The 25,732-nt window shown below is 36.9% G+C and carries 22 protein-coding genes; 19 read left to right on the forward strand and 3 right to left on the reverse strand.

Going from position 1 to position 25,732, the window contains the following annotated elements; all coding sequences use genetic code 11:
* The first annotated feature begins 559 nt into the window (after positions 1 to 559).
* From AC4CVF_RS03585 to AC4CVF_RS03615, 7 genes are all read left to right on the forward strand, one after another.
* Positions 560 to 1,540, forward strand: coding sequence for a quinone oxidoreductase family protein (locus AC4CVF_RS03585; protein ID WP_490788897.1), 981 nt, complete (start codon positions 560 to 562; stop codon positions 1,538 to 1,540).
* Between the two features lie 11 nt (positions 1,541 to 1,551).
* Positions 1,552 to 2,400, forward strand: coding sequence for a TauD/TfdA dioxygenase family protein (locus AC4CVF_RS03590; protein WP_336951596.1), 849 nt, complete (start codon positions 1,552 to 1,554; stop codon positions 2,398 to 2,400).
* 64 nt (positions 2,401 to 2,464) lie between these two features.
* On the forward strand, positions 2,465 to 3,517 hold the full coding sequence (locus tag AC4CVF_RS03595) for a beta-keto acid cleavage family enzyme (protein ID WP_490788898.1): 1,053 nt from the start codon (positions 2,465 to 2,467) through the stop codon (positions 3,515 to 3,517).
* Positions 3,518 to 3,634: 117 nt separating this feature from the next.
* Positions 3,635 to 4,978, forward strand: coding sequence for an MFS transporter (locus AC4CVF_RS03600; protein WP_490788899.1), 1,344 nt, complete (start codon positions 3,635 to 3,637; stop codon positions 4,976 to 4,978).
* The gene (locus AC4CVF_RS03605) at positions 4,978 to 5,631 is read left to right on the forward strand and encodes a DsbA family oxidoreductase (RefSeq protein ID WP_490788900.1); all 654 of its coding nucleotides are present in this window, start codon (positions 4,978 to 4,980) and stop codon (positions 5,629 to 5,631) included. The genes AC4CVF_RS03600 and AC4CVF_RS03605 overlap by 1 nt, the downstream gene beginning before the upstream one ends.
* 59 nt (positions 5,632 to 5,690) lie before the next feature.
* Entirely contained in the window at positions 5,691 to 5,957 is a 267-nt protein-coding gene (locus tag AC4CVF_RS03610) for a Rieske (2Fe-2S) protein (protein ID WP_490788901.1), read from the forward strand.
* The gene (locus AC4CVF_RS03615; RefSeq protein ID WP_490788902.1) at positions 5,950 to 6,960 is read left to right on the forward strand and encodes a YeiH family protein; all 1,011 of its coding nucleotides are present in this window, start codon (positions 5,950 to 5,952) and stop codon (positions 6,958 to 6,960) included. Before AC4CVF_RS03610 ends, AC4CVF_RS03615 begins: the two co-directional genes overlap by 8 nt.
* A gap of 112 nt (positions 6,961 to 7,072) precedes the next feature.
* Here AC4CVF_RS03615 and AC4CVF_RS03620 read toward each other — a convergent pair whose 3' ends face one another.
* Positions 7,073 to 8,125 (reverse strand): AraC family transcriptional regulator, encoded by a 1,053-nt coding sequence (locus AC4CVF_RS03620; RefSeq protein ID WP_336951584.1) that lies wholly within the window; start codon positions 8,123 to 8,125, stop codon positions 7,073 to 7,075.
* A 641-nt stretch (positions 8,126 to 8,766) separates the two neighbouring features.
* On the opposite strand from AC4CVF_RS03620, the gene AC4CVF_RS03625 reads away from it, so the two are divergent.
* From AC4CVF_RS03625 to AC4CVF_RS03675, 11 genes are all read left to right on the forward strand, one after another.
* The gene (locus tag AC4CVF_RS03625; protein WP_490774294.1) at positions 8,767 to 9,357 is read left to right on the forward strand and encodes an RBBP9/YdeN family alpha/beta hydrolase; all 591 of its coding nucleotides are present in this window, start codon (positions 8,767 to 8,769) and stop codon (positions 9,355 to 9,357) included.
* Positions 9,358 to 9,549: 192 nt separating this feature from the next.
* On the forward strand, positions 9,550 to 11,376 hold the full coding sequence (locus AC4CVF_RS03630; protein ID WP_490788903.1) for a DUF1302 domain-containing protein: 1,827 nt from the start codon (positions 9,550 to 9,552) through the stop codon (positions 11,374 to 11,376).
* Between the two features lie 732 nt (positions 11,377 to 12,108).
* A complete protein-coding gene (locus AC4CVF_RS03635) occupies positions 12,109 to 12,444 on the forward strand; it encodes a hypothetical protein (protein ID WP_336951578.1) in 336 nt (111 codons plus the stop codon).
* Between the two features lie 887 nt (positions 12,445 to 13,331).
* Positions 13,332 to 13,868 (forward strand): Csu type fimbrial protein, encoded by a 537-nt coding sequence (locus AC4CVF_RS03640; protein WP_336951576.1) that lies wholly within the window; start codon positions 13,332 to 13,334, stop codon positions 13,866 to 13,868.
* A gap of 60 nt (positions 13,869 to 13,928) precedes the next feature.
* Positions 13,929 to 14,483: a spore coat protein U domain-containing protein gene (locus tag AC4CVF_RS03645; RefSeq protein ID WP_336951574.1), complete on the forward strand. Its 555-nt coding sequence runs from the start codon at positions 13,929 to 13,931 to the stop codon at positions 14,481 to 14,483.
* Between the two features lie 11 nt (positions 14,484 to 14,494).
* On the forward strand, positions 14,495 to 15,001 hold the full coding sequence (locus AC4CVF_RS03650; protein WP_483770815.1) for a Csu type fimbrial protein: 507 nt from the start codon (positions 14,495 to 14,497) through the stop codon (positions 14,999 to 15,001).
* Positions 15,002 to 15,020: 19 nt separating this feature from the next.
* Positions 15,021 to 15,821, forward strand: a complete 801-nt coding sequence (locus tag AC4CVF_RS03655; RefSeq protein WP_490789909.1) for a fimbrial biogenesis chaperone — start codon at positions 15,021 to 15,023, stop codon at positions 15,819 to 15,821.
* Positions 15,822 to 18,332, forward strand: coding sequence for a fimbria/pilus outer membrane usher protein (locus tag AC4CVF_RS03660; RefSeq protein WP_490788904.1), 2,511 nt, complete (start codon positions 15,822 to 15,824; stop codon positions 18,330 to 18,332).
* Entirely contained in the window at positions 18,329 to 19,363 is a 1,035-nt protein-coding gene (locus tag AC4CVF_RS03665) for a Csu type fimbrial protein (protein WP_336951568.1), read from the forward strand. The genes AC4CVF_RS03660 and AC4CVF_RS03665 overlap by 4 nt, the downstream gene beginning before the upstream one ends.
* Before the next feature lie 399 nt (positions 19,364 to 19,762).
* On the forward strand, positions 19,763 to 20,353 hold the full coding sequence (locus tag AC4CVF_RS03670) for a recombinase family protein (protein ID WP_336951566.1): 591 nt from the start codon (positions 19,763 to 19,765) through the stop codon (positions 20,351 to 20,353).
* Positions 20,354 to 20,638, forward strand: coding sequence for a hypothetical protein (locus AC4CVF_RS03675; protein WP_490788905.1), 285 nt, complete (start codon positions 20,354 to 20,356; stop codon positions 20,636 to 20,638). It begins immediately after the preceding gene.
* A 529-nt stretch (positions 20,639 to 21,167) separates the two neighbouring features.
* Here AC4CVF_RS03675 and AC4CVF_RS03680 read toward each other — a convergent pair.
* Together AC4CVF_RS03680 and AC4CVF_RS03685 are read right to left on the reverse strand one after the other, a co-directional pair.
* Entirely contained in the window at positions 21,168 to 22,664 is a 1,497-nt protein-coding gene (locus AC4CVF_RS03680) for a CoA-acylating methylmalonate-semialdehyde dehydrogenase (protein WP_419820212.1), read from the reverse strand.
* A 31-nt stretch (positions 22,665 to 22,695) separates the two neighbouring features.
* On the reverse strand, positions 22,696 to 23,856 hold the full coding sequence (locus AC4CVF_RS03685; RefSeq protein WP_336951561.1) for an iron-containing alcohol dehydrogenase: 1,161 nt from the start codon (positions 23,854 to 23,856) through the stop codon (positions 22,696 to 22,698).
* A gap of 303 nt (positions 23,857 to 24,159) precedes the next feature.
* On the opposite strand from AC4CVF_RS03685, the gene AC4CVF_RS03690 reads away from it, so the two are divergent.
* Positions 24,160 to 25,548: a GntP family permease gene (locus tag AC4CVF_RS03690; RefSeq protein ID WP_336951558.1), complete on the forward strand. Its 1,389-nt coding sequence runs from the start codon at positions 24,160 to 24,162 to the stop codon at positions 25,546 to 25,548.
* Positions 25,549 to 25,732: the final 184 nt, after the last annotated feature.

The following is a 25,732-nucleotide window of genomic DNA, read 5'->3' on the forward strand; positions in this document are numbered from 1 at the left end:
GTTTCCGAGAAAAATCATAAGAATAAGAAATAGGCTGTTTTAGATCTATCCTTGATTCAATGGTTGTATTGTGAAAGCCTTTAAGAATTAAATGGGTTTAAATTAAATATTTTCTAAGTTAGCTAAGTTTTGTGATAAGTCTTTAGAGGTGGATCATTCTAGTTTTATTGAAAGTTAAAACTGAATTTTAAATTGTTCAGAAGTCTCAACCTGTTTAAAAATTAAAACAATAAGTTAAATGATTTATTTACTCTAAAGACTGATTCAATTCTAGAATTTCCAAGAAATAGGCTTACAGCTAAAATTTCCCATACCAATTGGGTGGTCACAGATATACAAGTATAAGTTTTAAAAAAACAACATAGGTGATCTGTTTTTAAAATCATAAAATAATTTAAAAACAGTGCCTTACTCAACTAGCTTACAATTTTAAAAACAAGCGTGTCGTAAAATGCTAAGTCAGTGTCGTGTTATGTAAAGTGAGCTGCATCTGCTGTGTTGTAGTTTTAATCATGATTTTTAAATATTGATAAAAATACGGCATGGATAGGGAAATGGCATGAATAAAGCAATACGGTTTTATGAAACAGGAACACCAGATGTTTTGCAATATGAAGACATTGATGTTGGTGAACCAGCAGCAGGGCAAGTGCGTCTGCGTCATGTGGCAGTTGGATTAAATTATGCTGACACTTATTTTCGCGATGGTACATATAAAATTCCACTGCCAAACAGTATGGGCGTAGAAGCGTCTGGTGTAGTCGAAGCTGTGGGTGAGGGGGTAGATCATATTCAAGTGGGTGATCGAGTCACTTATACCGGCTTTTTAAATACTTTAGGTGCTTATAGCACTGCACGTTTAATCTCGGCTGATGTATTAATCAAACTACCTGAAGAAATCTCTTGTGAAACAGCCGCAGCAATGACCATGCGTGGTTTAACCTCGGCTTATTTAATGCGTCGTATTTATGACTTTAAAAAAGGGGACAGCATTTTATTACATGCCGCCGCTGGTGGTGTGGGCTTGATTGTTTCTCAATGGGCAAAGTTACTCGGATTGATAGTGATTGGTACAACCTCTTCAGAAGAAAAAGCACAAATCGCCCGTACATATGGCTGTGACCATGTCATTAATTATAGTTATGAAAATGTTGCAGAACGAGTACGAGAATTAACCGATGGGGTGGGGGTAAATGTGGTCTTTGATAGTGTCGGTAAAGACACGTTTATGACATCGCTTGATTCGTTAAAACGCCGTGGCTTATTGGTTTGTGTAGGGACTGCTTCAGGTGCAATTCCAGAATTTAATCCGGTCTTATTGGCAATGAAAGGCTCTTTATATATGACCCGCCCAGCACTAGCAGATTTCATTGTCGATCCTTTAGAAAAACAAGAACTTGCCAATGAGTTATTTGATCATGTCCGACATGGACGCATCAAAATTGAAATCAATCAACGCTATGAACTCAAGGATGCAGTTCAAGCTCACCGTGATCTAGAAGCACGTAAAACCACGGGATCATCAATTTTTGTCATTTGAAGGGATGTCTTATGCAAGTTGAACAATTAAGTTGCAATATCGGTGCAGAATTGTTAGGTGTAAATCTGGCTGATGCGATTGGCGATGATGGGTTATTTACTGAAATTCATCAGAATTTGTTAAAGCATCGGGTTTTATTTTTAAGAGACCAAGACCTAAGCCGAGCAGAACATGTGGCATTTGCTGAGCGTTTTGGACAACTAGAAAGTCATCCTGCTGTCGGAAGCCATCCAGAGCATCCTGGACTGGTACAAATTTATAAAAGCCCAGAGAGTCCAATTGATCGTTATGAAAATGCTTGGCATAGCGATGCAAGCTGGCGCAAAGTTCCGCCAATGGGGTGTGTGCTACGTTGTATTGAATGTCCGACAGTGGGTGGCGATACCATGTGGACCAATATGGTGATGGCCTATGAAAATTTACCTATAGAAATCAAAACAAAAATTGCAAATTTACGTGCCTATCACAGTATTGAAGCCAGTTTTGGCGCAATGATGCCGATTGAAAAACGTTTGGCATTAAAAGAACAGTTTCCTGATGCAGAACATCCTGTGGTACGTACTCATCCAGAAACGGGTGAGAAGATTCTTTATGTCAACGCGTTTACCACTCATTTTAGTAACTACCATACCAAAGAACACGTTCGTTTTGGACAAGATGCCAATCCTGGTGCAACCGATTTACTGCGTTATTTAATTACCCAAGCCTATATTCCAGAGTACCAAGTTCGTTGGAGTTGGAAACCGAATAGTATCGCAATTTGGGACAATCGCAGTACCCAACATTATGCCGTAATGGACTATCCACCATGCCATCGAAAAATGGAACGGGCAGGCATTATTGGCGATGCAACTTACTAAGCGTAGCAGTAGCAGTTAAAGATTTTATCCAAACCCTAATTCTAAAATACATATGGAGATGTTTATGCAATTCTTTGATGACTCATTACACCCTGAAAACATGGACAAAGTGGTGATTACGGTAGCGCCTTATGGGCCTGAATGGATGCCTGAGGATTTTCCTGAAGATATCCCCGTGACCATGCAAGAACAAATTCAAAAAGCGGTAGAGTGTTATGAAGCAGGTGCCTCAGTCCTCCATTTGCATGTTCGAGAACTAGATGGGAAAGGTTCGAAACGTCTGTCTAAGTTCAATGAACTCATTGCCGGTGTGCGTGAAGCGGTGCCTGATATGATTATTCAAGTGGGTGGATCAATTTCTTTTGCTCCAGAAAGTGAAGGTGAGGCTGCAATTTGGTTAAGCGATGATACGCGTCATATGCTGGCTGAATTAATGCCAAAACCAGACCAAGTAACCGTGGCAATCAACACCACTCAAATGAATATTATGGAGTTGCTCTATCCTGAATATTTAGAAGGCACTTCTTTGTCTCATCCAGCAATTCAGGCTGCTTATGCTGAAATGACTGTACCAGCAGGCCCAGCATGGGTAGCAGAGCATTTAAAGCGTTTAACTCAAAATGGCATTCAACCGCATTTCCAGTTAACTGGGATGCATGGTTTAGAAACGCTGGAACGTATGGTGCGTAAAGGGCTGTATAAAGGTCCGTTGAATTTAACATGGATTGGAATTGGGGGCGGTTTTGATGGGCCAAATCCTTTTAACTTCTTTAACTTTATTCATCGCGTACCTGATGGCTGTACTTTAACTTCAGAGTCTTTACTTAAAAATGTTTTGCCGTTTAACACCATGTCAATGGCAATGGGCTTACATGCACGTGTCGGAAATGAAGACACCATTATCGATCATCAAGGGCAACGTTTTTCTTCAGTACAGCAAATTCAACAGACTGTGCGTATTGCCCATGAATTAGGTCGTGAAGTCGCATCAGGTAAAGAAGCACGTGAAATTTATCGTATTGGCGTGCAATACGACACGATTGAAGAAACCTTGTTGGAAAATGGTATGTCGCCCAATCGTAAAGCTGGTCAAAAGGGTGTTCCACAGCGTAAATAATGTTTTGAGTCTAAAGGATTTTTGATTCAAACAGTGAGAACAAGAGGATTACGTTACGGTGAAGTCGCGTAGTCATCAAAAAAATCAATGATAAATTATAAAACACAAGGAGAACGTATGGATGCGCATCAATATTCAAGTCCTACGGGCGGTGTAGATACTTCGGTTGGCATACCACGTAAATATGCATGGTTGGTTTTTGCACTCACATTTGGTTTGTTGATTTCTGACTATATGTCACGGCAAGTCTTAAATGCAGTCTTTCCATTGGTCAAAAGTGAATGGGCTTTAACAGACAGCCAACTCGGATTATTAAGTGGGATTGTGGCGTTGATGGTGGGTTTATTAACTTTACCTTTATCGATCTTGGCAGATCGTTTTGGCAAAGTAAAAAGCTTAACTTTGATGGCCGTATTATGGAGTATGGCAACCTTAGGCTGTGCAATTGCTCAAAGTTATCAACATATGTTTATTGCCCGATTTATGGTGGGTGTTGGCGAAGCTGCCTATGGTAGTGTCGGGATAGCTGTTGTTGTAGCAGTTTTTCCCCGTGATATGCGTGCAACTTTAGCAAGTGCTTTTATGGCAGGTGGTGTATTTGGTTCATTCTTAGGCATGGCTTTAGGTGGTGTCATGGCTGAGCATTTTGGTTGGCGTTGGGCATTTGGTGGAATGGCTGTTTTTGGGCTGATTCTGGCATTTTTATACCCTATTGTGGTTAAAGAAAACAAGATAGGAAGCATTCAGCGAAAAATTAAGATCCAACAGAAACAGGATAAGTCGATAAGTCCTTTGAGATCGATTTATTCAAGTCGGTCTGTGATCGCCACTTATATTGGCAGTGGCTTGCAATTGTTTGTGGGTGGCACGGTCATCGTTTGGCTTCCCAGTTATCTCAATCGATATTACGGATTGGGGACAGATAAAGCTGGGTTGGTCGCAGCAATGGTTGTACTCAGTAGTGCAGTTGGTACGATTTTATGTGGAATGTTATGTGATCGTTTAGGACGAGATCGACCAGACCGAAAAGTCAGTTTGGCGATTGCATTTTGTTTGATCGGTTGTGTGTTGCTATTCATCGCTTTTGCCATGTCTGTCGGAAATGCTCAATTGATCATGATTTGTATTGGGATGTTTATCGCTTTGGGTACCAATGGACCATCCAGCGCAATGGTTGCCAACCTGACACATCATTCTGTACATAGCACAGCATTTGCAACTTTAACTCTAGCAAATAATTTTCTCGGCTTAGCTTTAGGACCTTTAGTGATTGGGAAGCTATCTGATCTAATCGGTTTACATCACGCTTTTCAATTGATGCCACTGATGAGCATTGTGGCTGCTGCCGTATTCTTCTATGCAAAACGCCATTATGCCAATGATATTAAAAACTTTAATGTACAAACAGCACGACAAGGTCAAACAGTACAAGCACAGTCATGCAATATGGGTAATCAATAATGACGCGTAAAATGAATATTGAAGTTTTTTTTGATTTTATCTGTCCATGGTGTGTGATTGGAAAACGTCATTTACAGACTGCGATTCAAAAATTAAAACAAAGTGATCCAGATGTTGTGGTCAATATCCAATGGCGTGGTGTACAGCTTTTACCCCATATTCCGTTGTTGGGGGTTCCTTTTGGTGCCTTTTATTTACAAAGATTAGGCAGTTCAACAGCGGTTCGAATGCGCCAAACTCAAGTTCGTCAAGCCGCGAAAGCGGTCAATGTCGATATTGATTTTGATCAGATTCGGCGTATGCCAAACACAGCTATGGCGCATCATTTTTTTGCAAACATTTCAAAAGTATATCATTCAGATCAAAGTGAGCGATTTTTAGATGCGCTATTCACAGCCTATTTTCATCATTCGGAAAATATAGGTGAGTTAGCAACATTGCAGAAAATAGCCATGTATTGTGGTTTTGCGGATGAGGTAGTTGAAAGTATTTTAGCCAAGCCATTTGTTCCTTTTATCTCAGCAGATACAGGGGGTAAAGGGGTGCCGTATTTTGTTTTTGATGGAAGTTTTGCAATGGCTGGGGCACAACCTGCAAGTGCACTTTATCAAGCAATGTTGGATACGCTTCAAGCACAAGGACAAATGGTATGACCTTGTGTTTTCAAGTTCCTCAAGAAAAAATTCCAACTGTAGGCAATTGATCCTTTTTGATGATTGGTGACCAATCCCTGATTTTATTTAATATTGCTGAACAATTTTATGCGATTGAAGATAGTTGCCCACATCAAGGTGCTTCTCTCCTCAATGGAAAATTGGAAGGCAAAGTGATTCAGTGTTGTGCACATGGTTTACGTTTTGACGTGGCAAATGGTTATTTACTCAATTCAACACAGCTGAAAGTACAAATATACCCAGTAGAGGTGATTGGAGAAAATGTCTTTATTGGTTTAGATTTGGGAGCCGCGTTTGATGAGTAAATTAGCTCCTATTGTTTGGCGACAACGTCTAAGTGAACTCATGCCAGGATTTATTGTCAGTACTGTTGTTGCCGCAGCGGCCTGTTTTTTATCTGAGCATTATGGTGCGCCAGTGATGTTATTCGCTTTGTTGCTCGGGATGGGTGTGAACTTTCTTGCAACAGAAGGAAAGTGTAAAGCGGGTATCGAATTTACTGCGCGAGAAGTACTGCGTTTTGGGATCGCTTTACTCGGAATGCGAATTACCCTTGAGCAAATGACTGCGCTAGGTTGGCAACCCCTTGTTTTGGTGATTTCATTAGTTGTTATTACCATTCTAGCTTCAGTCATTACAGCCAAAGTGCTTGGATTTAATAAGTTTTTCGGTATGCTGACAGGAGGAGCGACGGCCATTTGTGGGGCTTCCGCAGCATTGGCCTTATCTGCTGCTTTACCAAGTCATCCTCAAAAAGAAAAAGCAACCTTATTCACGGTGATTGGGGTGTCCGCACTATCAACTTTGGCAATGATCGTTTATCCGATGATTGCGCGATGGTTAGAATTAACCCCTCAACATGCTGGAATTTTTTTAGGTGCAACTATCCATGATGTGGCCCAAGTGGTAGGGGCAGGCTATAGCATGTCTACAGAAACAGGTGATACTGCAACAGTGGTGAAATTGATGCGCGTTGCCATGCTTTTACCCGTCATCATTTGTGCAGCCATGATTACTCGTAGGCAAGGTTCGCCGTCTACTGGGAAAAGACCGCCATTGTTGCCATGGTTTGCAGTGGGATTTTTGATTCTCGCATGTATTAATAGTACTGGAGGGGTGCCAACACTCGTTCAAGGTGGAATAAATGAATTATCTCGTTGGTGTTTGATTATTTCGATCAGTGCTTTAGGGATGAAAACACAATTAAAAGAGTTAGCAACAGTCGGTATAAAACCGATACTGCTGATGATTGGAGAAAGTATTTTTCTGGTATTGTTGGTATTAAGCCTGATGCATTGGTTGTTTTAATTGGTCATTCATTGAATAAAAGTTTTGCAAGGCGCAATAAAAAAATTTGCTAGGTGCAAAACTTTTGTTTTGATTCGTTTTTAAGTTATTGTTTTGAAATCAATACCAAACGTCAGTAGCTCATTGGTTTAATTTTTATCATATTCGCATCGATGATCTCGGTTTTATTGTGGGTACGCCAAGCATTCGGTGTTATGCCAAATTGACCAATAAACCATCGGGTAAAAGAGCTTGGCATAGAGTAACCAAGAATATCTGAAACTTGTGCCAATGAGTAATTGATATTTCTTAAATAGCGAAAGACCAAATTTTTGCGTACATCATTCATTAATTCACTAAAATTTGTTTGTGCGGCTTCTAGACGACGTTGCAACGTTCTAACATTGACCTCATGCGTTTGAGCAACTTGATCAATTGTAGCTCGTCCCATCGGTAAAAGCAGATAGATACTTTTACGGATATCAAAAATAAGTGATGACTCATTATCTTTTTGTAAGATGTCGAGATCTAAATAGCGCTGTGCATGGTCTGCCATTGCTGTATTTGCTTGTGGATTGATTTTATCAAGTTCAGATGATGAGCAGACAATACCATTAAACTCACTACCAAACTCAAATGAACTCCCAAAGATACGTTGATGGACAGATAAGTCATGTGGTGCATCATGCGTAAAATGAATGCTTAATGGTTGCCATTTTTGAGCTGACAATGTAGCACAGAATCGCTGAATAATCCCCAAAGCTAACTCAATTGCTTGGCGACTATATTTTACTGAAGCGGAAATAACTTCCACGCGAATAATCACTGTTTTTCCAACTTCTTCAATATATATTTCAAGCGCGTTATTGATGATATTTCTGTATTTTACAATTGTTTTTAAGGCATCACCTAAGGTTTGCTGATAACTTAACAATAGGCTAAGTTTGCCAAAATCAGCAATTTGTCGTTGTTCTGCCATATGTAGACCAAATACTTCGCAGCCACTGATTTGAGCAGAATGTTCTAACAATGTAATGACTTTATCGACCGAAATACGTTGTTTTGAATCATTTAATTGAGCAGAATAAATTCCAGCATCAGATAATAAATGGTATGGATTGAGGTCTAACTGTCGACTAACATCTAGATAATTTTTGAGTACCGCTGTATGTGCAAGAGGAATCAATTTCCAATCTCCTTATTTTTTTATTAACCATCCTGGTCAATACATTATTGTTTACAAACTTTGCTAATAAGCACTATAAAAATTTCTAGCATTTTTGCAATCTCGACAATTTTATCAAAATATCTTAAAAAAAGTATCTCAATTGAGTACACATTCAGGTGATAGAAATAAATTATCAAATTTGCTTAGAAACATGAGTGTTTTAAAAGGACTGAACTTTCTTGAGTAATCAGTAGCTTTATAAGCTAAGTTGGCTGTGCAAAGTCATTCGAATAGTACATCAACTCTATAAATCTGATTCATTAAAATTTCCCTGTAGTTCACTTTTTATGGTTTCACTGGAATCTTTCTGAAACACGACACCATTATTCAAGCAGGTCTTCTTTAAAGCAATCTCAAGTACGTTATAAACAACATTTAGAATTTATTAACAAATATTAAAATTTTAAAATATAAAAATAAAATCAATACCTTATATTTTTGATTGCTTATGTTTGAAGGATTTTTTGATAGGTAATTTGTCATCAAATGAAAAGAAGTTGTCATCAAATGTGCATCAGCAAAATCAACTAAATCGTATTGTGAATAAGCAATTTATAGAATTCACATTCATTCATTCACTCATAATTTAAGGTAGATCAATGGAAAAAATACAAACAAAGGCAACTGTTTTAATTGTCCCAGGTTTACGTGACCATGTCGCTGAACATTGGCAAACCTTATTGGAAGAAAGGCTGGTCAAGGTACGATCTGTCCCTCCGCTGGAAACAGACAAAATCAACTGCATAAAAAGAGTTAAAGCGATCCAAGCACAACTAGAAGAAATCGATGGACCTGTGATTTTAGTTGCACATAGTGCAGGGGTATTAATGATCGTTCATTGGGCAGCTAAATATCAATACAAGATTCAAGGAGCTTTGTTGGTGACACCACCTGATTTATCAGCCAAATGGCCTGAAAATTATCCAAATTCTGCAATGCTAAAAAAACTAGGATGGGATCCTTTACCCAACAAAATTTTGCCATTTCCAAGCATTGTGGTTGCAAGTACCAATGACCATTTAGCCAGTTACAGTGCAGTTACGACAATGGCAAAAACATGGGGCAGCCGATTGGTGAATTTAGGCGAAGTGGGGCATCTTAATCCAGCTGCTGGCTATGGCTATTGGGCACAAGCTGAACAATTTATTCAACAATTAGACCGAGTGGATGAGTCTATATGTATCGCTTAGTTTTAGATATTTATAGTGGAATGGTTTTAGAGATTGCTTGTTTAGTATACACGCCGTTTTAAGACAGTATTGCTCATAACTTAGTAGTATTCGTAACAGATTAAACAATTAAAAAAAATGCATATTTCAAAACAGTCAACATGGCTACTTATGAAATTAAATCAAATTAAATCATGTCGATATGGAGATCGAATGATGAAAAATTATTTATATAATAAACACACTGTTATTTTTACTCAAAAATTTGGTGTCTTTTTAATATTGTGCTTAAGCCTTTCAAAAGTATCTGCGACAAGTGTTGAGATTAATGATGATTGGAAATTTGAAACCAATACGATGTTCAGCTTAGGTGCAAATTGGAGTATTCAAGATGCTTCAAATCAGTTGGTGTATAAGCCTGATGCAAATCATATCGGTAAGAATGGTTTAAGCATAGATGTGAATGGCGACGATGGACATTTGAATTTCAGTAAAAACGATAATATTTCTCAAATTGCAAAAGGGCTGACCGAGTTTCGTTTAAAAGGAAAACAACAAGGTGCAGTACTCAGTGCTAAATATTGGTATGACCATGCTTATGAAACTGGTCGTGGAGATTTAAAAGCCTTTGATGATTCTAGATGGCCTAGATTAGCCAAATTTAAGGGTATTGATCTTTGGGATACCTATATCTGGAAAAACTTTACTTTACAAAATGGTCAAAATGCCAATCTAAAATTAGGTAAACATAGCTTAAATTGGGGGAAATCGCTGTTTTTCCAAAATGGTTTAAATTCAGTCAGTGCCTTGGATTATGCTGCAATCAATCGGCCGGGAGGGGAAGCAAAAGAACGAATAATTCCTGTCGAAATGTTTTCATTCGAGGCTGGAATAACGCCAAACCTTAAATTAGGTGGTTTTTATCAGTTTAAGTTTAGACCTTCTATTGTGGACGGTTGCGGGACATTTTTTGCAATTTCGGACTTTGTTCCAGAAAATTGTGGGCCAATTATTTTGACCGTTACACCAGGAGATAAATTGTCTGAAAGTGCTTTAGATGCAAAGACCTATATTCCACGTTCAGAAAGTCGGTATGCTGGAAATAGCGGACAATATGGATTCTCTTTAAAGCAAAGCTTATTGGGTTGGAACAATGCTGAACTTGGCTTATATTTCGCAAATTATCACAGTCGTAATGCTAATTTTGACGGTACAGCAGTGACAGCCTCCGGACCTGCACATTTTAATACAGCCAGATTTTTTTCAGTTTATCCAGAAAATATCCAAATGTATGCATTAAGTCTTGCGGGAAAATTGGGTACTACGTCTGTTTTTAGCGAATTAACACATAAAGCAAATCAACCTTTGCAATTAAATGGTACAGATATTGTCTATGCACAAGTTCTAGATAAAGATACTCCGCTCACTCCACCTGGGGTTGCAGCTGAATTTGGACAATATCTTGAAGGTTATGTACGAACACCAGTAACGCAATTTTCAGTAGGTGCAAGTGATCATCTGAATAATATATTGGGTGCAACTACGCTGAATTGGGCGGTAGAAATTGCAGTCAATCATATTGCAAATATCGGTAATCATCGCTTTGGGCGAGTAGGGGCTTTTGGGCGGAGTGAGCTTTCATCTGGTGCCTATAATCCTGAAACTGAGGAATACAAATGTACGCTTTATGGCACAGCACACCTTGCAAATGATGTAGTTGATCGTATGAATGAGCGCTTTTGTAATAAAGATGGTTTCTTTACTGAATGGTCTTACGGCTATCGTTTACGTGGAGTGTTAAGCTATCAAGATATTTTACCAGCAGTTGTCATTACACCTAGTTTTATCTTTCGCCATGACATAACAGGATCTAGCCAAAATTTTCAAGAAGGTCAAATGAGTATCGCAGCTACTATTTCAGTAAGCTATCAGCAAAAATATACTGCTGAACTTGCATATACCAATTTTTTTGGTTCGAATGATTTTAGTACAATCGATGACCGAGATTTTGCTTCATTGATATTTAAAGCTAATTTTTGAAGTTGGGAATTTAAAAATTGGATGCTATGTTTATTGGATCGTTGGTGTCAAAAAAAGCTCATCTTTTAATCATAAATATTTAACTTATTTATAGATCAAACGGCTATATAGCTTTGGGAAAAACTGATTTTTCTATTGTTGAAGGTATTAAATTATTCAAACTTATTGATATGGAAGCTGTTAGATTCTCTAAGGATATTGATTGTGATATGCTTTTTAATCATTATAAGAATGTGCATATCCCTCTCAATATTTAATCATATTTGCCAAGGCGAGGTGATCAGAATAAATGCTCAATAACTTTATAATTAGTAAGCTCACCGAAAATAAAAAATATAGATTTAATAATTAACGTCATATTAATTCACTTCCAATCAAAACTAAAATTAAGCAATACAGAAGATAGAATAAGGATAAAAATTATTATCAATAGTATTTGTTAAATTGGCCTAAAATTAACCTGTTGTTTGGTGGTGAATTACATGAAATATGCATTAAATTATAATAATATGAACACTATTACAAGCTGTATTTTAAAAATAATATAAATTTAAATATTTGTTTTTAAATTATATTTTTAATAAACTATGTATTTAATTATAATATAAAGAAGTGTGAAAGTTTGCAAAACAAGGTAGGTGGTGTTAAAAAATGTGCATTATCTGAATAGCTTAAAGTGTTCTAGCAGATATATTGAAGAATAGAAATATGAATGTTGGATATAAATAAATAATGAAAATTTATGAAATGGTGTTTCATAAAGGTATAGATGAAAGCACTCATTTTTTTTATAGTGAAAATACCTATGCTTCACGTCAGCATTTTATTGAATTAATACGTTTAGATATTGATGCTGAACTGAGTAATTTTAAATTGGCATGTCTAAGTGATGATCAATATGATTTAAAAGCATTATTTGAAGAAGTTCATAAAGAAAGCCATTTCCATGTAGATAGAATGGAAGCTGAATTTCTTCGTGATGCAATCGCTACAATTGACCAATGCATTTGTTTAAGAGTTAAAGAACGAGATGTTCTTCAGCCAAGTGGAAATACTTATCATCTTTAGTCACCCTCTAAATTTTATAGACATTCGTATAAATTTTTGATTTTCGATCGACATGTTAAAGTGTCATATCGGATCCCATTCTTCACCCCAGAACGAATGGGATTTTTTTTGATGAATAGATAAAATAACGTTTAAGTCTTAATATTTATTGATAAAATCGTAGTTTAACGAGGTCTCTATGACTAATTTGTAGTCTCTTAATAACGATGGTTCTATCCATACAAAACAAATACGAGCAACGATTGGAAAAGGTTAATATTAGTTGCTTTTCTTTGGATAATATCAGGGTTACTCTGTCCTCATATTTTTAATACATAAAATCAGATGAAAGAATATTTATTTTTTGTAAATGTAAGTGTTGAAAATAAAAGATATTCTAAAATTTTTTAGGTGTAAAACTTAAAAGAAAGATGGGAGTAATAAAGTATCCTAAAAAAGAATATTTAATATTATAGAAAATAAAGAGATGTTTAAGCTTGTAGTTATTGTGCTAAATTAGATTTAATGTATAGATTTTTACTTATTAATATTTTAAGTATATAATTTAATTATGTTTTTTGAAATGAGACCCACATATAATCCGACATGCATAAGCGGAATTTGAGCTCTGAGATCGGCATATTAATCTTTATGTTATTTGAACAATAATTAAATTAATTTTAACTTTATTAATCTATCAAATGAAATGTATTTATTTATGTTTTAAATGTAATAATAATTTAATTCCAATGTCTAAACATAATCTAAAGTAAAAACAATTTGATAGTGTGGTTTTGTGCTGTTAATTAGGGTCATTATTGAACACTTATTCGTCACATGTGATTATGTAAATGCTTTCACACTTCTTGTGTAAAAGTTAATAAATAATGCATATCACTGGACATAATATGAATATTTTAACAAAACTAACGCTAACTGTATTGTTAGGTACAGGATATATCGCGACTGCACAAGCTGCTGTTACTGGTCAAGTTGATGTCAAGCTGAATGTTTCAACAGGTTGTTCTGTTGAAGGTTCTGAAGTTGCTGGAGCTATGAACCAATTTGGTAGTTTGGATTTTGGTAAAACTTCTGGTACTTGGACCAACGTTCTAACTGCTCAGGTTGCTTCAGCAGGTACAGGTAGTCACCTCGCTGTAAAATGTGACAGTACAGATCCTGTTGCGTTTACTGTTGCAATTGATGGTGGTCAGCGTGCTGATCGTAGTCTTAAACATACCACTGCTGCAGACGTGGTTAGCTATAACGTCTATCGTGATGCAGCACGTACCAATCTCTACGCAATCAATACACCTCAAGCTTTCACAGCTGCGAGTGGTGAATCTCAAGAAGTCCCAATCTTTGGTGCAATTGCTGCAAACAGTGGAACTGCAAAAGCACAGGGTGACTATAAAGACACTTTGTTGGTAACAGTTAATTTCTAATCAGTATACGTAACAGTAAACAGGTTTGTTGTTGAACAAGCCTGTTTTAAGGAGGAACGTATGCACCTGTTACTTAAACAAAGCGTTGGATTGCTACTTTGTAGCCTTTTTTCGTCACTCTGTAGTGCTGGGCAGTTAGCCGCTAAGTTAAATATCCAACTTGAATTAGAGCCATCCTGCAAGATTAACAATCAGTCTGTAAATAACGAAACAACTGGCTTGAATTTTGGTCAGTTAGATTTCGGGGAAACTACTGCTGCATTTAATCGTGTGATTGAGACGAGTTTAAGTAATGCTTCTGCATCGGGTTTGACCATTCAATGTCCTGGCAATTCTCCGATAAAAGTTACTTTTGGTGCAGGACAGAATGACAGCAAGGTTCCAGCCCCTTTTAGTGCAAATTATTTCCGTGCTATCAGTAATGGTACCGATTTCCTTGCCTACAACATCTTATATGGCACTGCTCGGGAAGCATTAAAACCGAATCAAACCATCACTTTGACCAACAATGGTCAGCCACAGACGCTTAATATCATAGGTCAAACTGTTAATAATGGTCGGTCAGTCTCGCTTGGACAATATACCGACACTATTCCAATTACCATTGAATTTTAAAGAACAAAATCATGAAAAAAATAGGTTTAAGTGTTCTGCTTATGTTGGCTGGGCCGTGCGTATTTGCTGGAACAACAGCGAATTTTAAAGTGCAGGCAACCATTGAAAATGGCTGCAAACTCAGCAATGTTGAGCAGCGACTTGATTTTGGTCGTCATCCTGTTGTGGGACAGGGAAAGTTAACTGGGTCAGTCGTCAATACTGCACAAAGCTGGAATATCCAGTGCACTGCACGGTTACCAGTAAAGGTCATGTTGAATGGTGGAGATCACTTCTCAAATAATTCTCGACGGATGAAACATGCGCAACAGAATGAATTTGTGTCCTATCAGCTTTATCAGAACAGTAATTTGCAGAATGAATATACCAGTGGGAATAGTTACTCACTGACGTCAACCACTACATCGAATACTCTACTGGGTTTTTCAGTTTATGGTGTTGCAGATTTGAATAATAACAATCAACCACGATCAGCAGGCCTTTATAAAGATACGGTCGCAATTACGATTACATGGTGATTCTATGAGCTTAAATAAAATGAACATATGGTCGGGCAGGACTTTCTTTGCAGCCGCAATATTGATGATGACCTCACCTGTATTCGCACAGGCTACTTTTTTAATCTGGCCAATTTACCCTAAAATTGAAGAAAACGAAAAAGCCACTGCGGTCTGGCTACAAAATACTGGTAACTCTGATGCCATGGTACAGATTCGGGTATTTAAATGGGATCAGAATCATCAGCAAGATGCTTTTGAGGAGCAAACTGAGATTATCCCAAGTCCGCCGGTGGCAAAGATCAAAGCCGGTGAAAAGCATATGTTGCGTTTAACTCGGGCAACCTCAGTACCAGATACAAAAGAACTTGCCTATCGAATTATTGTTGATGAACTGCCGATCAAGCTCAATCCAGAAAACGATAAAGAAGCCTCGACAGTCAGTTTTCAGATGCGTTATTCAATTCCCTTGTTTAGCTATGGCAAAGGACTTGGCAGTGGCTTGACTGAGCTTTCACAAAAAACCAATGCGAAAAATCCTTTGGCTAAACCGATATTAAGCTGGTGGGTCAAAAATAATGAACAGGGGAAACCTGAACTTTATATTCAAAATACCGGTTCAAAATTTTCACGACTTTCAGGAATTAAATTGACTCCAACTTCAGAACAAATGGCTTTTGGCAAAACTGTCTTTGGTTATGTGTTGGCAAACAGCACCATGAAGTTTGATCTGGACAGCAAGATACTCAACAGCCTAAGTGGTCAAACAAGCTTGTATGGAATCGACAGTTCAGGGGTACAACAGGAGTTGATTGAGATTAAAAAACAAGGAGGGAGATAAATGGGTTATTTATCTGGTTTAAATTCACCTTCTTTTTTATGCAAAAGCCTGACCTTTATATTGATCTCGAATATCCCAATGTTGAGCTGCAATGTGTATGCAAATGGCTTACCTCCACCACCGAGAGATGTTTCAGAAGTGAATAGCTTATTTAAGCTCTATCTGGACTTGGTGATCAATCAATATTCGACGCGACAAGTGATCCCCGTCATTGTCAAAGGAGATCATTATTTTATCCAGCAATCAAAACTGGATGAATTACAGATTAAGCTACCTGCAGATGCCCTACAGCAACAGACCGAAAAAAACCTGACTGATCTGGATGTATTTACTCTAGGCTTTTCGGGCAAGGCCTTGGATTGGGTCAGCCTCAATCAGATTCCCGAATTGAAGTATGAATATAATTCAGCACAACAGTATTTTAGTCTAGATCTTCCAGCCAGCTGGATGCCGGTGCAAATACGTGGATTAGACTCCTGGTATCAACCTGAAACAGCACAGTCGGGTATTGGTTTATTAAATAACTATGACTTTTATACCTACCGCCCAGAGAATGGTGGCTATAGCAGTACGCTATTTACAGAACAACGCTTTTTCTCACCTTATGGGGTACTGAGAAACTCTGGGGTCTATAGCAAAACAGATTTTAATTCTGTTGGAAAAGACTCAAATCAAAATAATGATGGCTACCGTCGCTATGACACCACTTGGCAATATGATGACCCAGTCAGGGTATTTTCATTTTTAGCGGGTGATGTAATTACCGGAAGTAAAAACGCATGGGGAAGTTCAGTGCGTTTAGGTGGATTACAACTCCAGCGTAATTTTGGTACTCGCCCAGATTTGATTACTTATCCTTTACCGCAGTTTAAAGGACAAGCGACCTTACCAAGCACCGTAGATTTATTGATCAATGGACAGAAAGCCAATTCAACCGATGTACAGTCAGGCCCCTTTATTCTTAATAATGTTCCGTTTATCAATGGTAAAGGCGAGGCGGTGATTGTCACCACGGACAGCGTGGGTCGTCAGGTGGCCACCTCAGTGCCATTTTATATTTCGAATACTTTGCTTAAACCTGGATTATTGGATTATTCGGTGTCGATGGGGCAAATCCGTGAAGATTATGGAATCAAAAACTTTTCATACGGCAAGTTTGCTGGTTCAGCGGATGCACGTTATGGGATCAATGATTGGCTCACCGCTGAAGGGCGGGTTGAACTTTCAGATTCAATTCAGTTGGCTGGACTGGGTTCAGTACTCAAGCTGAATCAGTTTGGTGTGTTAAGTGGTTCGGCAACTCAAAGCTGGGCAGACCGTGAATTTAATCGGATCAATAGTCAAAACATGAAGGGAAATCAATATACTTTAGGCTATAGCTATAACCAGCAACGCTTTGGATTTAGTCTCAATCATACCCAACGCGATCAGGATTATTATGATCTTTCACGTTTGCAATATAGCAATTTAATTTCAGCCAATAGTCATAAAAGTTCGGTTGCCAATACTTATTTTGCGACGGATAAGTCAGGTACTTTTGGGGTGGCCTATATCCAGACTAAGAATCGAGATATCAAAAATAAACTAATGAACCTGTCTTGGGCACCGGTATTACCCTCCTATCTGCGTGGTGCGACAGTGTCGTTAAGTGCCAATCGGGATTTTATAGAAAAAGACTGGAGTGCTGCATTTCAGTTGTCGGTTCCTTTTTCCAAAAGCAGATCCACAGCCAGTTTAGGCTATAGTCAGCAATCTAACGGCGATTATGGTTATATCAACTATAACCGTAGTGCACCGTTGGACGGAGGGGTTGGTGTAGATTTAACTCGACGCTTTAATGAAAAAAGTGATGATTTTAATCAAGCACGAATAAGCTACCGTAACCAATATTTTAATACCGATATCGGCATGTCGGGTAGCAATGACTATAACTACTGGTTTGGACTTTCTGGTTCAGTAGTGTTGATGTCAGGCAATGTCTTTGCTGCCAATCGATTGGGTGAGTCTTTTGCCTTGATTGATACTAACAAAGTTGCAGATGTTCCTGTGCATTATGAAAACAGCCTTGTGGGGCGAAGTAATGCCAAGGGTTATGTTTTTGTACCGTCAGTGACCCCGTATTACGCAGCCAAATACAGCATCAACCCGATAGATTTACCTTCTAACTTTAATGCAACTCAAGTTGAAAATCGGATTGCGGCAAAACGCGGTTCAGGTGTAGTGATTGGTTTCCCAATTAAACAATCTTATGCGGCAAATGTGTCTTTGGTACAGAGTAATGGGCAAGCGGTTCCAGTGGGTGCGGTGGTACATCGTACAGATCAAGAATCGAGTTATGTAGGGATGGATGGAATTGCTTATCTTGAAGATCTGGCGGCAGAAAATACAATTCGAGTGCAACTGCCAGATCAGCACCTATGTGAAGCAAATTTTTCGTTAGATTTAAAAAAAGCGCAACAACAGATCGCAGTGATTAAATCGGTTGTTTGTCATGAGGTGGTTAAACCATGATTACTTTGAAAAAAATAATACCCACAGGCCTTTTATTCTCTGGGTTGATATTGATTACTGCTCAGAGTTATGCAGATTGTGAAGTTAGCACCAGTGGCAATACTTCGATTGGGAAGATTCCTTCAATTACATTAGCCGAAACGGGGATACAATCTACAAAGTTTAATTCAGGGATGAGTTGTCAGGCATTTTTGACTGTATTAACAACGAATTATTTATATTATCGAATAGATCAAATGCCAGTCAACTATATAAATAATGCGACAGGTGAGCGCATTACAGTAAATTATTTAGATACGAATAACAATGTAATTAAAGTCGGATCTGAAAGAGATTTAGGTGGATTTTCACTTGTGAACTTATTTAGTGGACCCGGTGGTTCCTTACAATTTATTGCAAATGTTAATCCAGGCCAAGCCGTATCACCTGGGATATATCAAGCTGAACAGCCATTCAAACTAAAATGGTGGTATTCAGTAGCAGGTTTTGGGATTGGAGCATTTTCTACCAAATTTGAAAGCCCTGGTTTTAGTCGAGGATATTTAGGATTTGGTCCTGATACTTGGGGAGGTTCTTGGGGGAGTGGTAGAGATTCTGCTTTTGACTTAAGCCTTGAGGTTCTACCTGATTGTCGCATATCAACTAGAGATGTTAATTTTGGAACGGCTGCTTTTGCGACAGCCTTTGAGCCTGTTCAAACTTCAATGGGAGTACGCTGTTCTGTAAAAACGCCTTATAATGTGGGATTAAACAATGGGTTATATCCACAAAGTGGTAATCAACGTGCGATGAAGGCGGTCAATAGCAATAACTTTCTACGTTATGAAATATATAAAAATTCAACTACTGATCGTTGGGGCAGCAACGGAGCTGAGAAATGGTCAAGCAGTAATGCAACCACAAATGCTGGTATTTATGATGCAAAAACTCAACAGGGTTATACCTTCACAACAAAAATCCTTGAAAATAATCCTGACAATTTACCGGCTGATAAATACAGTGATACTGTGACTGTACAGGTTGAATTCTAGTAATACTGATAATGACATCATGATAAAAAATTATGATGTCATAAAAATAAACATATAAATAAATTATAAGACTTAATGTAAATCATAAATTTATCTTTAATATAAATTACCGTTCATCGTTTTTCTTAATTGAAAGTATTATTTTAAATTTTTTGTTTGTAAACATTTTGTTTTTTGAAGTGAGAATATAGAGTGTTTTATAAATTTAAAATTTAAAATGTAAAAGAAAAAATTCAAATTAAGATATTATTTTTTTATACGCTTGTATTTTTATTTATTTTTATGGGTGTGTTATTTGAAACGTTTGTAGTGTTTAAAACATAAATATAATTTTCAACAGGTGTTTTTTTTGTGAATTAAATATTATAATATTTTTTTTAAATGAAAAGGTTATCTGTTGTGCGTGTCTATGCATATTGTAGAGTTGACAATATATCTATAAATAAAAATATTTGTGTTGATTTTATTTCAAATGCGGGTTATGAAATACCAGTTAAGAGAATCATTGTGGAAGAAGTAGAAGTTGGTATATCATTAAAGCACAGAAATAAATTTATTAATTTAGTTAATTATTCTATGGAAAGTGGAGATATATTATTAGTCAATGGAATTGATTCATTAGGTGGGAATTTTAATGAAGTTTTTTCAAGTGCTAATTTAATATTTAAAAAAAAAATTAAATTAATTTGTTTAGAGTTTTCAAAGAACGAAATCTCAGGAGACCTTAAGAAATTTTTTATACACTTTTTGAAGCTATGTGCTGATTTTGAAGGAAAAGCTAATATTTCAAAAAAAAGTGTCCTCAATAAAGCAAAAAAGCGTGTTGGTCGTCCTGAAATTTTAAGCGATAAACAAAAAAAAGAAGCTTTGGAGAATTTTAAAAAAGGTCACAGCATTTATTCAATCGCTAAGCATTATTCAGTTACTCGAACTGTAATTCAACGCTTAATACTAAAATCCTCTGATGTCATTAATAGTGACGACCAATAGATGAGGAATAAAAAACTTGATAAGAATCATATAAGCAGGTTTGCAATTGCTCAAAAAAAAACTGATGTTAAGAAAACAATTATTGTGCAATTGGTTTATGTGTTACGACAAGCAAATCATGAAAAAGCAAAAAATTTGATCAGTCAGTATAGTATTGAAATTAAGTCGCTAAATGGTTTGGTCAACTATAGAGTTCAAGGAATTAAGCATGGAGGAAAAACCATTATATTTTTATATGGATCAAGTCTATATGTTGTGGATTTAACAAAATCATTATTTAAATAGATTTTATAATTTTTTAATGCAGGTATGGGTTTTTGCTATTAACTTTATAAGTTTAATAGTAAGTTAAATGATTGAGTTAAATCAAAAATATACATCTATTTATATTTTTAAGTTATGTTTTTAATTTTTTTAATGTTGGTTATTTGAAAGTATGGCGATGATAATTAATATATTATGCAAATAAAAATTTTTATAAAAAATAGAATTTTATAGTATTATTTTATGCTAATTTACTCATGTAAATAATATGATTGATTTAAATAGTATAAATAACAAGTATTTAATTTTGTTTTTTAATTAATGTTTTGATCTAAGAGACTATTTTTTTTGAATTATGTGATCTTAAAAAACATTCAATTAAAATTATTTATAAAGAGAGAATTTATATGTGATTTTATTAAGAGAAATTATAAATTTATTTTAAGGAAGCCGATATCGAAGAATTTGGGAAATATCAAAAAAATGTTAGATACTTCCCAAATCGCAATAGTAAATCGATAAATAAATAAACTGTGTTAATTTAAAAATCTTAATTTAAAGTGGGCATTGAAAATTGTTTATTTTCACGGATGTTCGCAGAAGGCCAGCGTTGAGTAATCGTTTTTCTGCGTGTATAAAAACGGACACCATCTGGACCATATGCATATAAATCACCAAATAGTGAGCGCTTCCACCCCCCAAAACTATGATAAGCGACAGGTACAGGCAAAGGAACATTGATGCCAACCATCCCCACTTTAATATGATCAGAGAAATAACGTGCTGCTTCTCCATCACGAGTATAGATACATGTACCATTACCATATTCGTGATTATCAATCAGATCCATAGCTTCTTGCATAGTCTCTACCCGCATGATTTGTAAGACTGGACCAAAAATTTCCTGCTGATAACTATGCATGTTTGGTGTAACTTGATCAATTAAGGTCGGTCCCACAAAGAAGCCATTTTTATAGTCACCAACGGTTGCTTGTCTACCATCCACGACAATTTTTGCACCTTGTTGCTCAGCACTGTCGATAAAACCAACCACTTTAGCTTTATGGTCTGCTGTGATTACAGGCCCAAAATCATTATTTTTATTGGAAAAATGTCCAAATTTTAATTTACTGATTTCATTTTGAAGTTTTGCAATCACGGTATCCGCAATCTCATCACCGACTGCAACAGCAACAGAAAGTGCCATACAACGTTCACCTGATGAACCAAAAGCTGCACCAAGTAGAGAATTAACCACATTATCTACATCAGCATCTGGCATGATAATCGCGTGATTTTTTGCACCACCTAAAGCTTGACAACGTTTACCCGCAGCTGTTGCCGTTTTATAAATATATTCAGCGATTGGAGTTGAGCCGACAAAGCTTATGGCTTGGATACGTGGATCGTTTAAAAGTGTATCTACAGCAACTTTATCCCCATTGACCAAATTGAAGACACCATCGGGAAGACCTGCTTCTTTTAATAATTGTGCGATATATAATGTTGAGGATGGATCACGCTCGGATGGTTTTAAAATAAAGCAGTTACCACAGACAATTGCCATTGGGAACATCCAAAGCGGCACCATCACTGGGAAGTTAAAAGGGGTAATCCCTGCAACGACACCTAAAGGCTGAAATTCACTCCAAGAGTCAATATTGGGGCCTACATTTTTTGAAAATTCACCTTTTAAAAACTCAGGGGCACCACAAGCATATTCAACATTTTCTATACCGCGCTGTAATTCTCCTGCAGCATCATGACAAATTTTTCCGTGCTCTAAACCAATTAGCTCACAGATTTTATCTGCATTCTTTTCAAGTAACTCTTTAAACTTAAACATGACTCGCGCACGTTTGATGACGGGTGTGTCGCGCCATGCAGGAAATGCATTTTCTGCTGCTACTATTGCTTCAAGTACCGTTTTTTGGCTAGCAATGGCAACTTCGGAATTTGATTCACCTGTTGCTGGGTTAAATACTTTTTGAGTGCGGCTTGCTTCAGTTGAGAGTTGTCCATTAATGAAATGCCCGATGGTATTCATTGATATCTCCTTGTTTATTTTCGTTGAAAAATTAAGACCATAATTGTTGATAAAGTTTTACGATTTCTTCTTTCGTCGGTAGACGAGGGTTATTACTGGGTGAGCCTGAAGCAAGTGCCTGTTCTGCCATAGTATTTACAACTTCATCAAAATATCTTTTATCTGCTCCAAAAGCTTCCAAGGTTGGCACTTGCAGTGATGAATTAATGTCTTTTAATGCTTCAATTAACTTAGCATTGGCAGATTCAACAGAATCAGTTTGCTGCGCTGCGCCAATGGCTTTTGCGCAATCAGCATATTTTTCAGGTTCGGCCGGAATTGAATATTCGATGATCATGGGCAATAACATGGCATTCGATAAACCATGTGGGACATGGAAAAATGCGCCAATAGGTCGGCTCATGCCATGAACTAAAGCGACCGAAGCATTATTAAAAGCCACACCTGCCAATGTTGCACCAAGCATTAAAGCTTCTCTGGCACCTTTGTCACTTGGATCTAGATAGACTTTTTTTAGATTGGGTCCAATTAAGCGCATTGCTTCCAATGCTTGGGTATCACTATATAAATTGGCTTTTTTACTGGTATAGGCTTCAATCGCATGTGTTAAGGCATCAATCCCGGTATCCGCTGTGGTACGAGCAGGCAAGCTTAAAGTAAGTTCATAATCCACAATTGCAGCGATCGGCATAAAACCAGCACCAACACAAAGCATTTTTTCATTGCTTTCATCATCGGTAATGATGGTGAATTTGGTTGCTTCGGAACCTGTCCCTGCAGTTGTTGGAACTGCAATAATCGGTAAGCCTTGTTCATTGACTTGCCGAGGAAATTTGTAATCTCTGATTTTTCCACCATAGCGACCTAAGATACCAATCGCTTTTGCGCTGTCAATTGGACTCCCACCACCAATGGCAATAATTGAATCATATTGTTTTGTTTGAATAAATTTGACTCCAGCCTCAATAGAACTTGATGTTGGTTCTGGAATAGTTTGATCAAAATAGTCTGCTTCAATATGCTCATTTTTGAGAATATTTTGAATATCAGCGATATAGCCCAATTTCACCATCATTTGATCGGTAATGATCAATGGTTTATGGCAGCCTAAGCTTTTTAAAATTTCAGGGATTTTTTTTCTAGCATTTTTTCCAACTTCAATAAATCGGGGCAATAAAATTGTATGTGACATAAGCGAACTCCATTTTAGTTTCATTCCATTTACATGCATTTTTCATTTGAAAATGATGAGTTGCATGCTGTAGATTAGTTTTATAATACTTGTATATTGATATGTATCGTATCAATATAAATTAATATGTAAATAGGAGTTTTATGATTTTTACTAAAATAAAAATATTTATATATAAATAACAATATCTTGAGTAATTTTTTAAAGTGGAAAATATTTTTATCTAGCTTCATCATTAAAAATTGGATATACATGTATATCGATACAATATGTATCATAATAATTAAATAAATGGAGTTTAAGATGTTAGGACTATTTGGAATAGTAGTTTCTTTGATTTTGCTGATGTATTTAGCTTATAGAGGCTTTAGTGTCATTATTTTGGCGCCTGTACTTGCACTGTTTGCAGTCATTTGGAGTGGAATGACACATGAATTATTAGGATTTTATTCGCAAGTATTTATGAGTGGTTTAGGTGGTTATATTATCAAATATTTTCCACTTTTCCTTTTAGGTGCAGTCTTCGGAAAGCTCATGGACGATAGTGGTTCGGCCCGTACGATTGCAATTTTTTTTGTTGAACGTTTAGGGCATCACCGCGCGATGTTATCGATCGTTATTTCCTGTGCGATATTAACCTATGGTGGTGTTTCACTTTTTGTAGTGGGTTTTGCAGTATTTCCCATTGCTTCGGCATTATTTAAAGAATTGGGTATTCCTAAACGATTCATTCCAGCTGCAATTATGCTTGGTGCATTAACCTTTACCATGACTGCTTTACCTGGAACTCCCGCGATTCAAAACGCAATCCCAATGCCGTATTTTAAAACGGATCTATATGCGGCTCCTGTTCTTGGCATCATTGCATCAATTTTTATGTTAATTACGGGGATGTGGTGGCTAAATAGAAGAGTCAAGCATTCAATAAAACAAGGTGAAGGGTATGGTAATCACATCGAAAATCATAAAGAAATTTTAACCCATTCAGATCCGAGTTTGCTGATTGCAATGATCCCGATTGTATTGGTTATTTTATCTAATTTAATGTTATCTAAAGTAATTTTTCCAAATATGGATACTTCATATTTGGCAACTGCTCAATTTGGTAATACAAGTTTGAATTCAGTGATTGGCCTTTGGTCTATTATTACGGCATTGGTCATCGCATGTATTGCCATTATTGGTCTAAATTGGAAGCGAATTAACGATATTCGAGACAGCATTCAAAATGGTGTTTCTTCTTCTTTTTTACCGATTTTTAATACTGCCTCAGAAGTTGGATATGGGTCAGTTATTGCTTCCTTAGCTGGTTTTGTCATTTTAAAAGATTTTTTAGTCAGTTTAGCACCCAGTAATCCGCTGGTTTCAGAAGCAATTTTGGTCAATGTACTGGCTGGCATCACCGGCTCTGCTTCTGGTGGCTTGAGTATCGCATTAAATACGATGGGCGAAACCTATATGAACCTAGCGCAAGATTTTGGTATTTCACCAGAATTAATGCACAGAGTCGCTTCTATGGCTTCAGGTTCTTTAGACTCACTTCCACATAACGGTGCGGTGATTACTATTATTGCACTTTGCGGTCTTACACATAAACAGTCCTATTATGACATGTTTGTTGTCGCAGTTATTTTCCCCCTGATGGCACTGATCGGAGTGATAACGCTTGGAACATATTTTGGATCATTTTAACGACTGAATTGTTGAGACTAGATGCTTGTGCATGTTGAGTAGTTCTTATGCCTCAGTAAACTTTATAAATTATGCAACTTATACTCTTCCATAGAAATGAATATGTTGGATTTAAAAGCTTGTAATACACTCTTTACAGTTAAAGTTTACATAGGGGATGCCAAACCTTGCGCTGCAAACCAAG

It is taken from the genome of Acinetobacter sp. LipI_19 (genome assembly GCF_058242925.1).

Coding starts and splice junctions, on each gene's coding strand:
- AC4CVF_RS03635 (WP_336951578.1), top strand. CDS start 12,109: ATGAAAATTTATGAAATGGTGTTTCATAAAGGTATAGATGAAAGCACT.
- AC4CVF_RS03680 (WP_419820212.1), bottom strand. CDS start 22,664: ATGAATACCATCGGGCATTTCATTAATGGACAACTCTCAACTGAAGCA.
- AC4CVF_RS03645 (WP_336951574.1), top strand. CDS start 13,929: ATGCACCTGTTACTTAAACAAAGCGTTGGATTGCTACTTTGTAGCCTT.
- AC4CVF_RS03640 (WP_336951576.1), top strand. CDS start 13,332: ATGAATATTTTAACAAAACTAACGCTAACTGTATTGTTAGGTACAGGA.
- AC4CVF_RS03625 (WP_490774294.1), top strand. CDS start 8,767: ATGGAAAAAATACAAACAAAGGCAACTGTTTTAATTGTCCCAGGTTTA.
- AC4CVF_RS03665 (WP_336951568.1), top strand. CDS start 18,329: ATGATTACTTTGAAAAAAATAATACCCACAGGCCTTTTATTCTCTGGG.
- AC4CVF_RS03690 (WP_336951558.1), top strand. CDS start 24,160: ATGTTAGGACTATTTGGAATAGTAGTTTCTTTGATTTTGCTGATGTAT.
- AC4CVF_RS03675 (WP_490788905.1), top strand. CDS start 20,354: ATGAGGAATAAAAAACTTGATAAGAATCATATAAGCAGGTTTGCAATT.
- AC4CVF_RS03585 (WP_490788897.1), top strand. CDS start 560: ATGAATAAAGCAATACGGTTTTATGAAACAGGAACACCAGATGTTTTG.
- AC4CVF_RS03630 (WP_490788903.1), top strand. CDS start 9,550: ATGATGAAAAATTATTTATATAATAAACACACTGTTATTTTTACTCAA.
- AC4CVF_RS03590 (WP_336951596.1), top strand. CDS start 1,552: ATGCAAGTTGAACAATTAAGTTGCAATATCGGTGCAGAATTGTTAGGT.
- AC4CVF_RS03600 (WP_490788899.1), top strand. CDS start 3,635: ATGGATGCGCATCAATATTCAAGTCCTACGGGCGGTGTAGATACTTCG.
- AC4CVF_RS03685 (WP_336951561.1), bottom strand. CDS start 23,856: ATGTCACATACAATTTTATTGCCCCGATTTATTGAAGTTGGAAAAAAT.
- AC4CVF_RS03605 (WP_490788900.1), top strand. CDS start 4,978: ATGACGCGTAAAATGAATATTGAAGTTTTTTTTGATTTTATCTGTCCA.
- AC4CVF_RS03655 (WP_490789909.1), top strand. CDS start 15,021: ATGAACATATGGTCGGGCAGGACTTTCTTTGCAGCCGCAATATTGATG.
- AC4CVF_RS03615 (WP_490788902.1), top strand. CDS start 5,950: ATGAGTAAATTAGCTCCTATTGTTTGGCGACAACGTCTAAGTGAACTC.
- AC4CVF_RS03610 (WP_490788901.1), top strand. CDS start 5,691: ATGATTGGTGACCAATCCCTGATTTTATTTAATATTGCTGAACAATTT.
- AC4CVF_RS03595 (WP_490788898.1), top strand. CDS start 2,465: ATGCAATTCTTTGATGACTCATTACACCCTGAAAACATGGACAAAGTG.
- AC4CVF_RS03650 (WP_483770815.1), top strand. CDS start 14,495: ATGAAAAAAATAGGTTTAAGTGTTCTGCTTATGTTGGCTGGGCCGTGC.
- AC4CVF_RS03660 (WP_490788904.1), top strand. CDS start 15,822: ATGGGTTATTTATCTGGTTTAAATTCACCTTCTTTTTTATGCAAAAGC.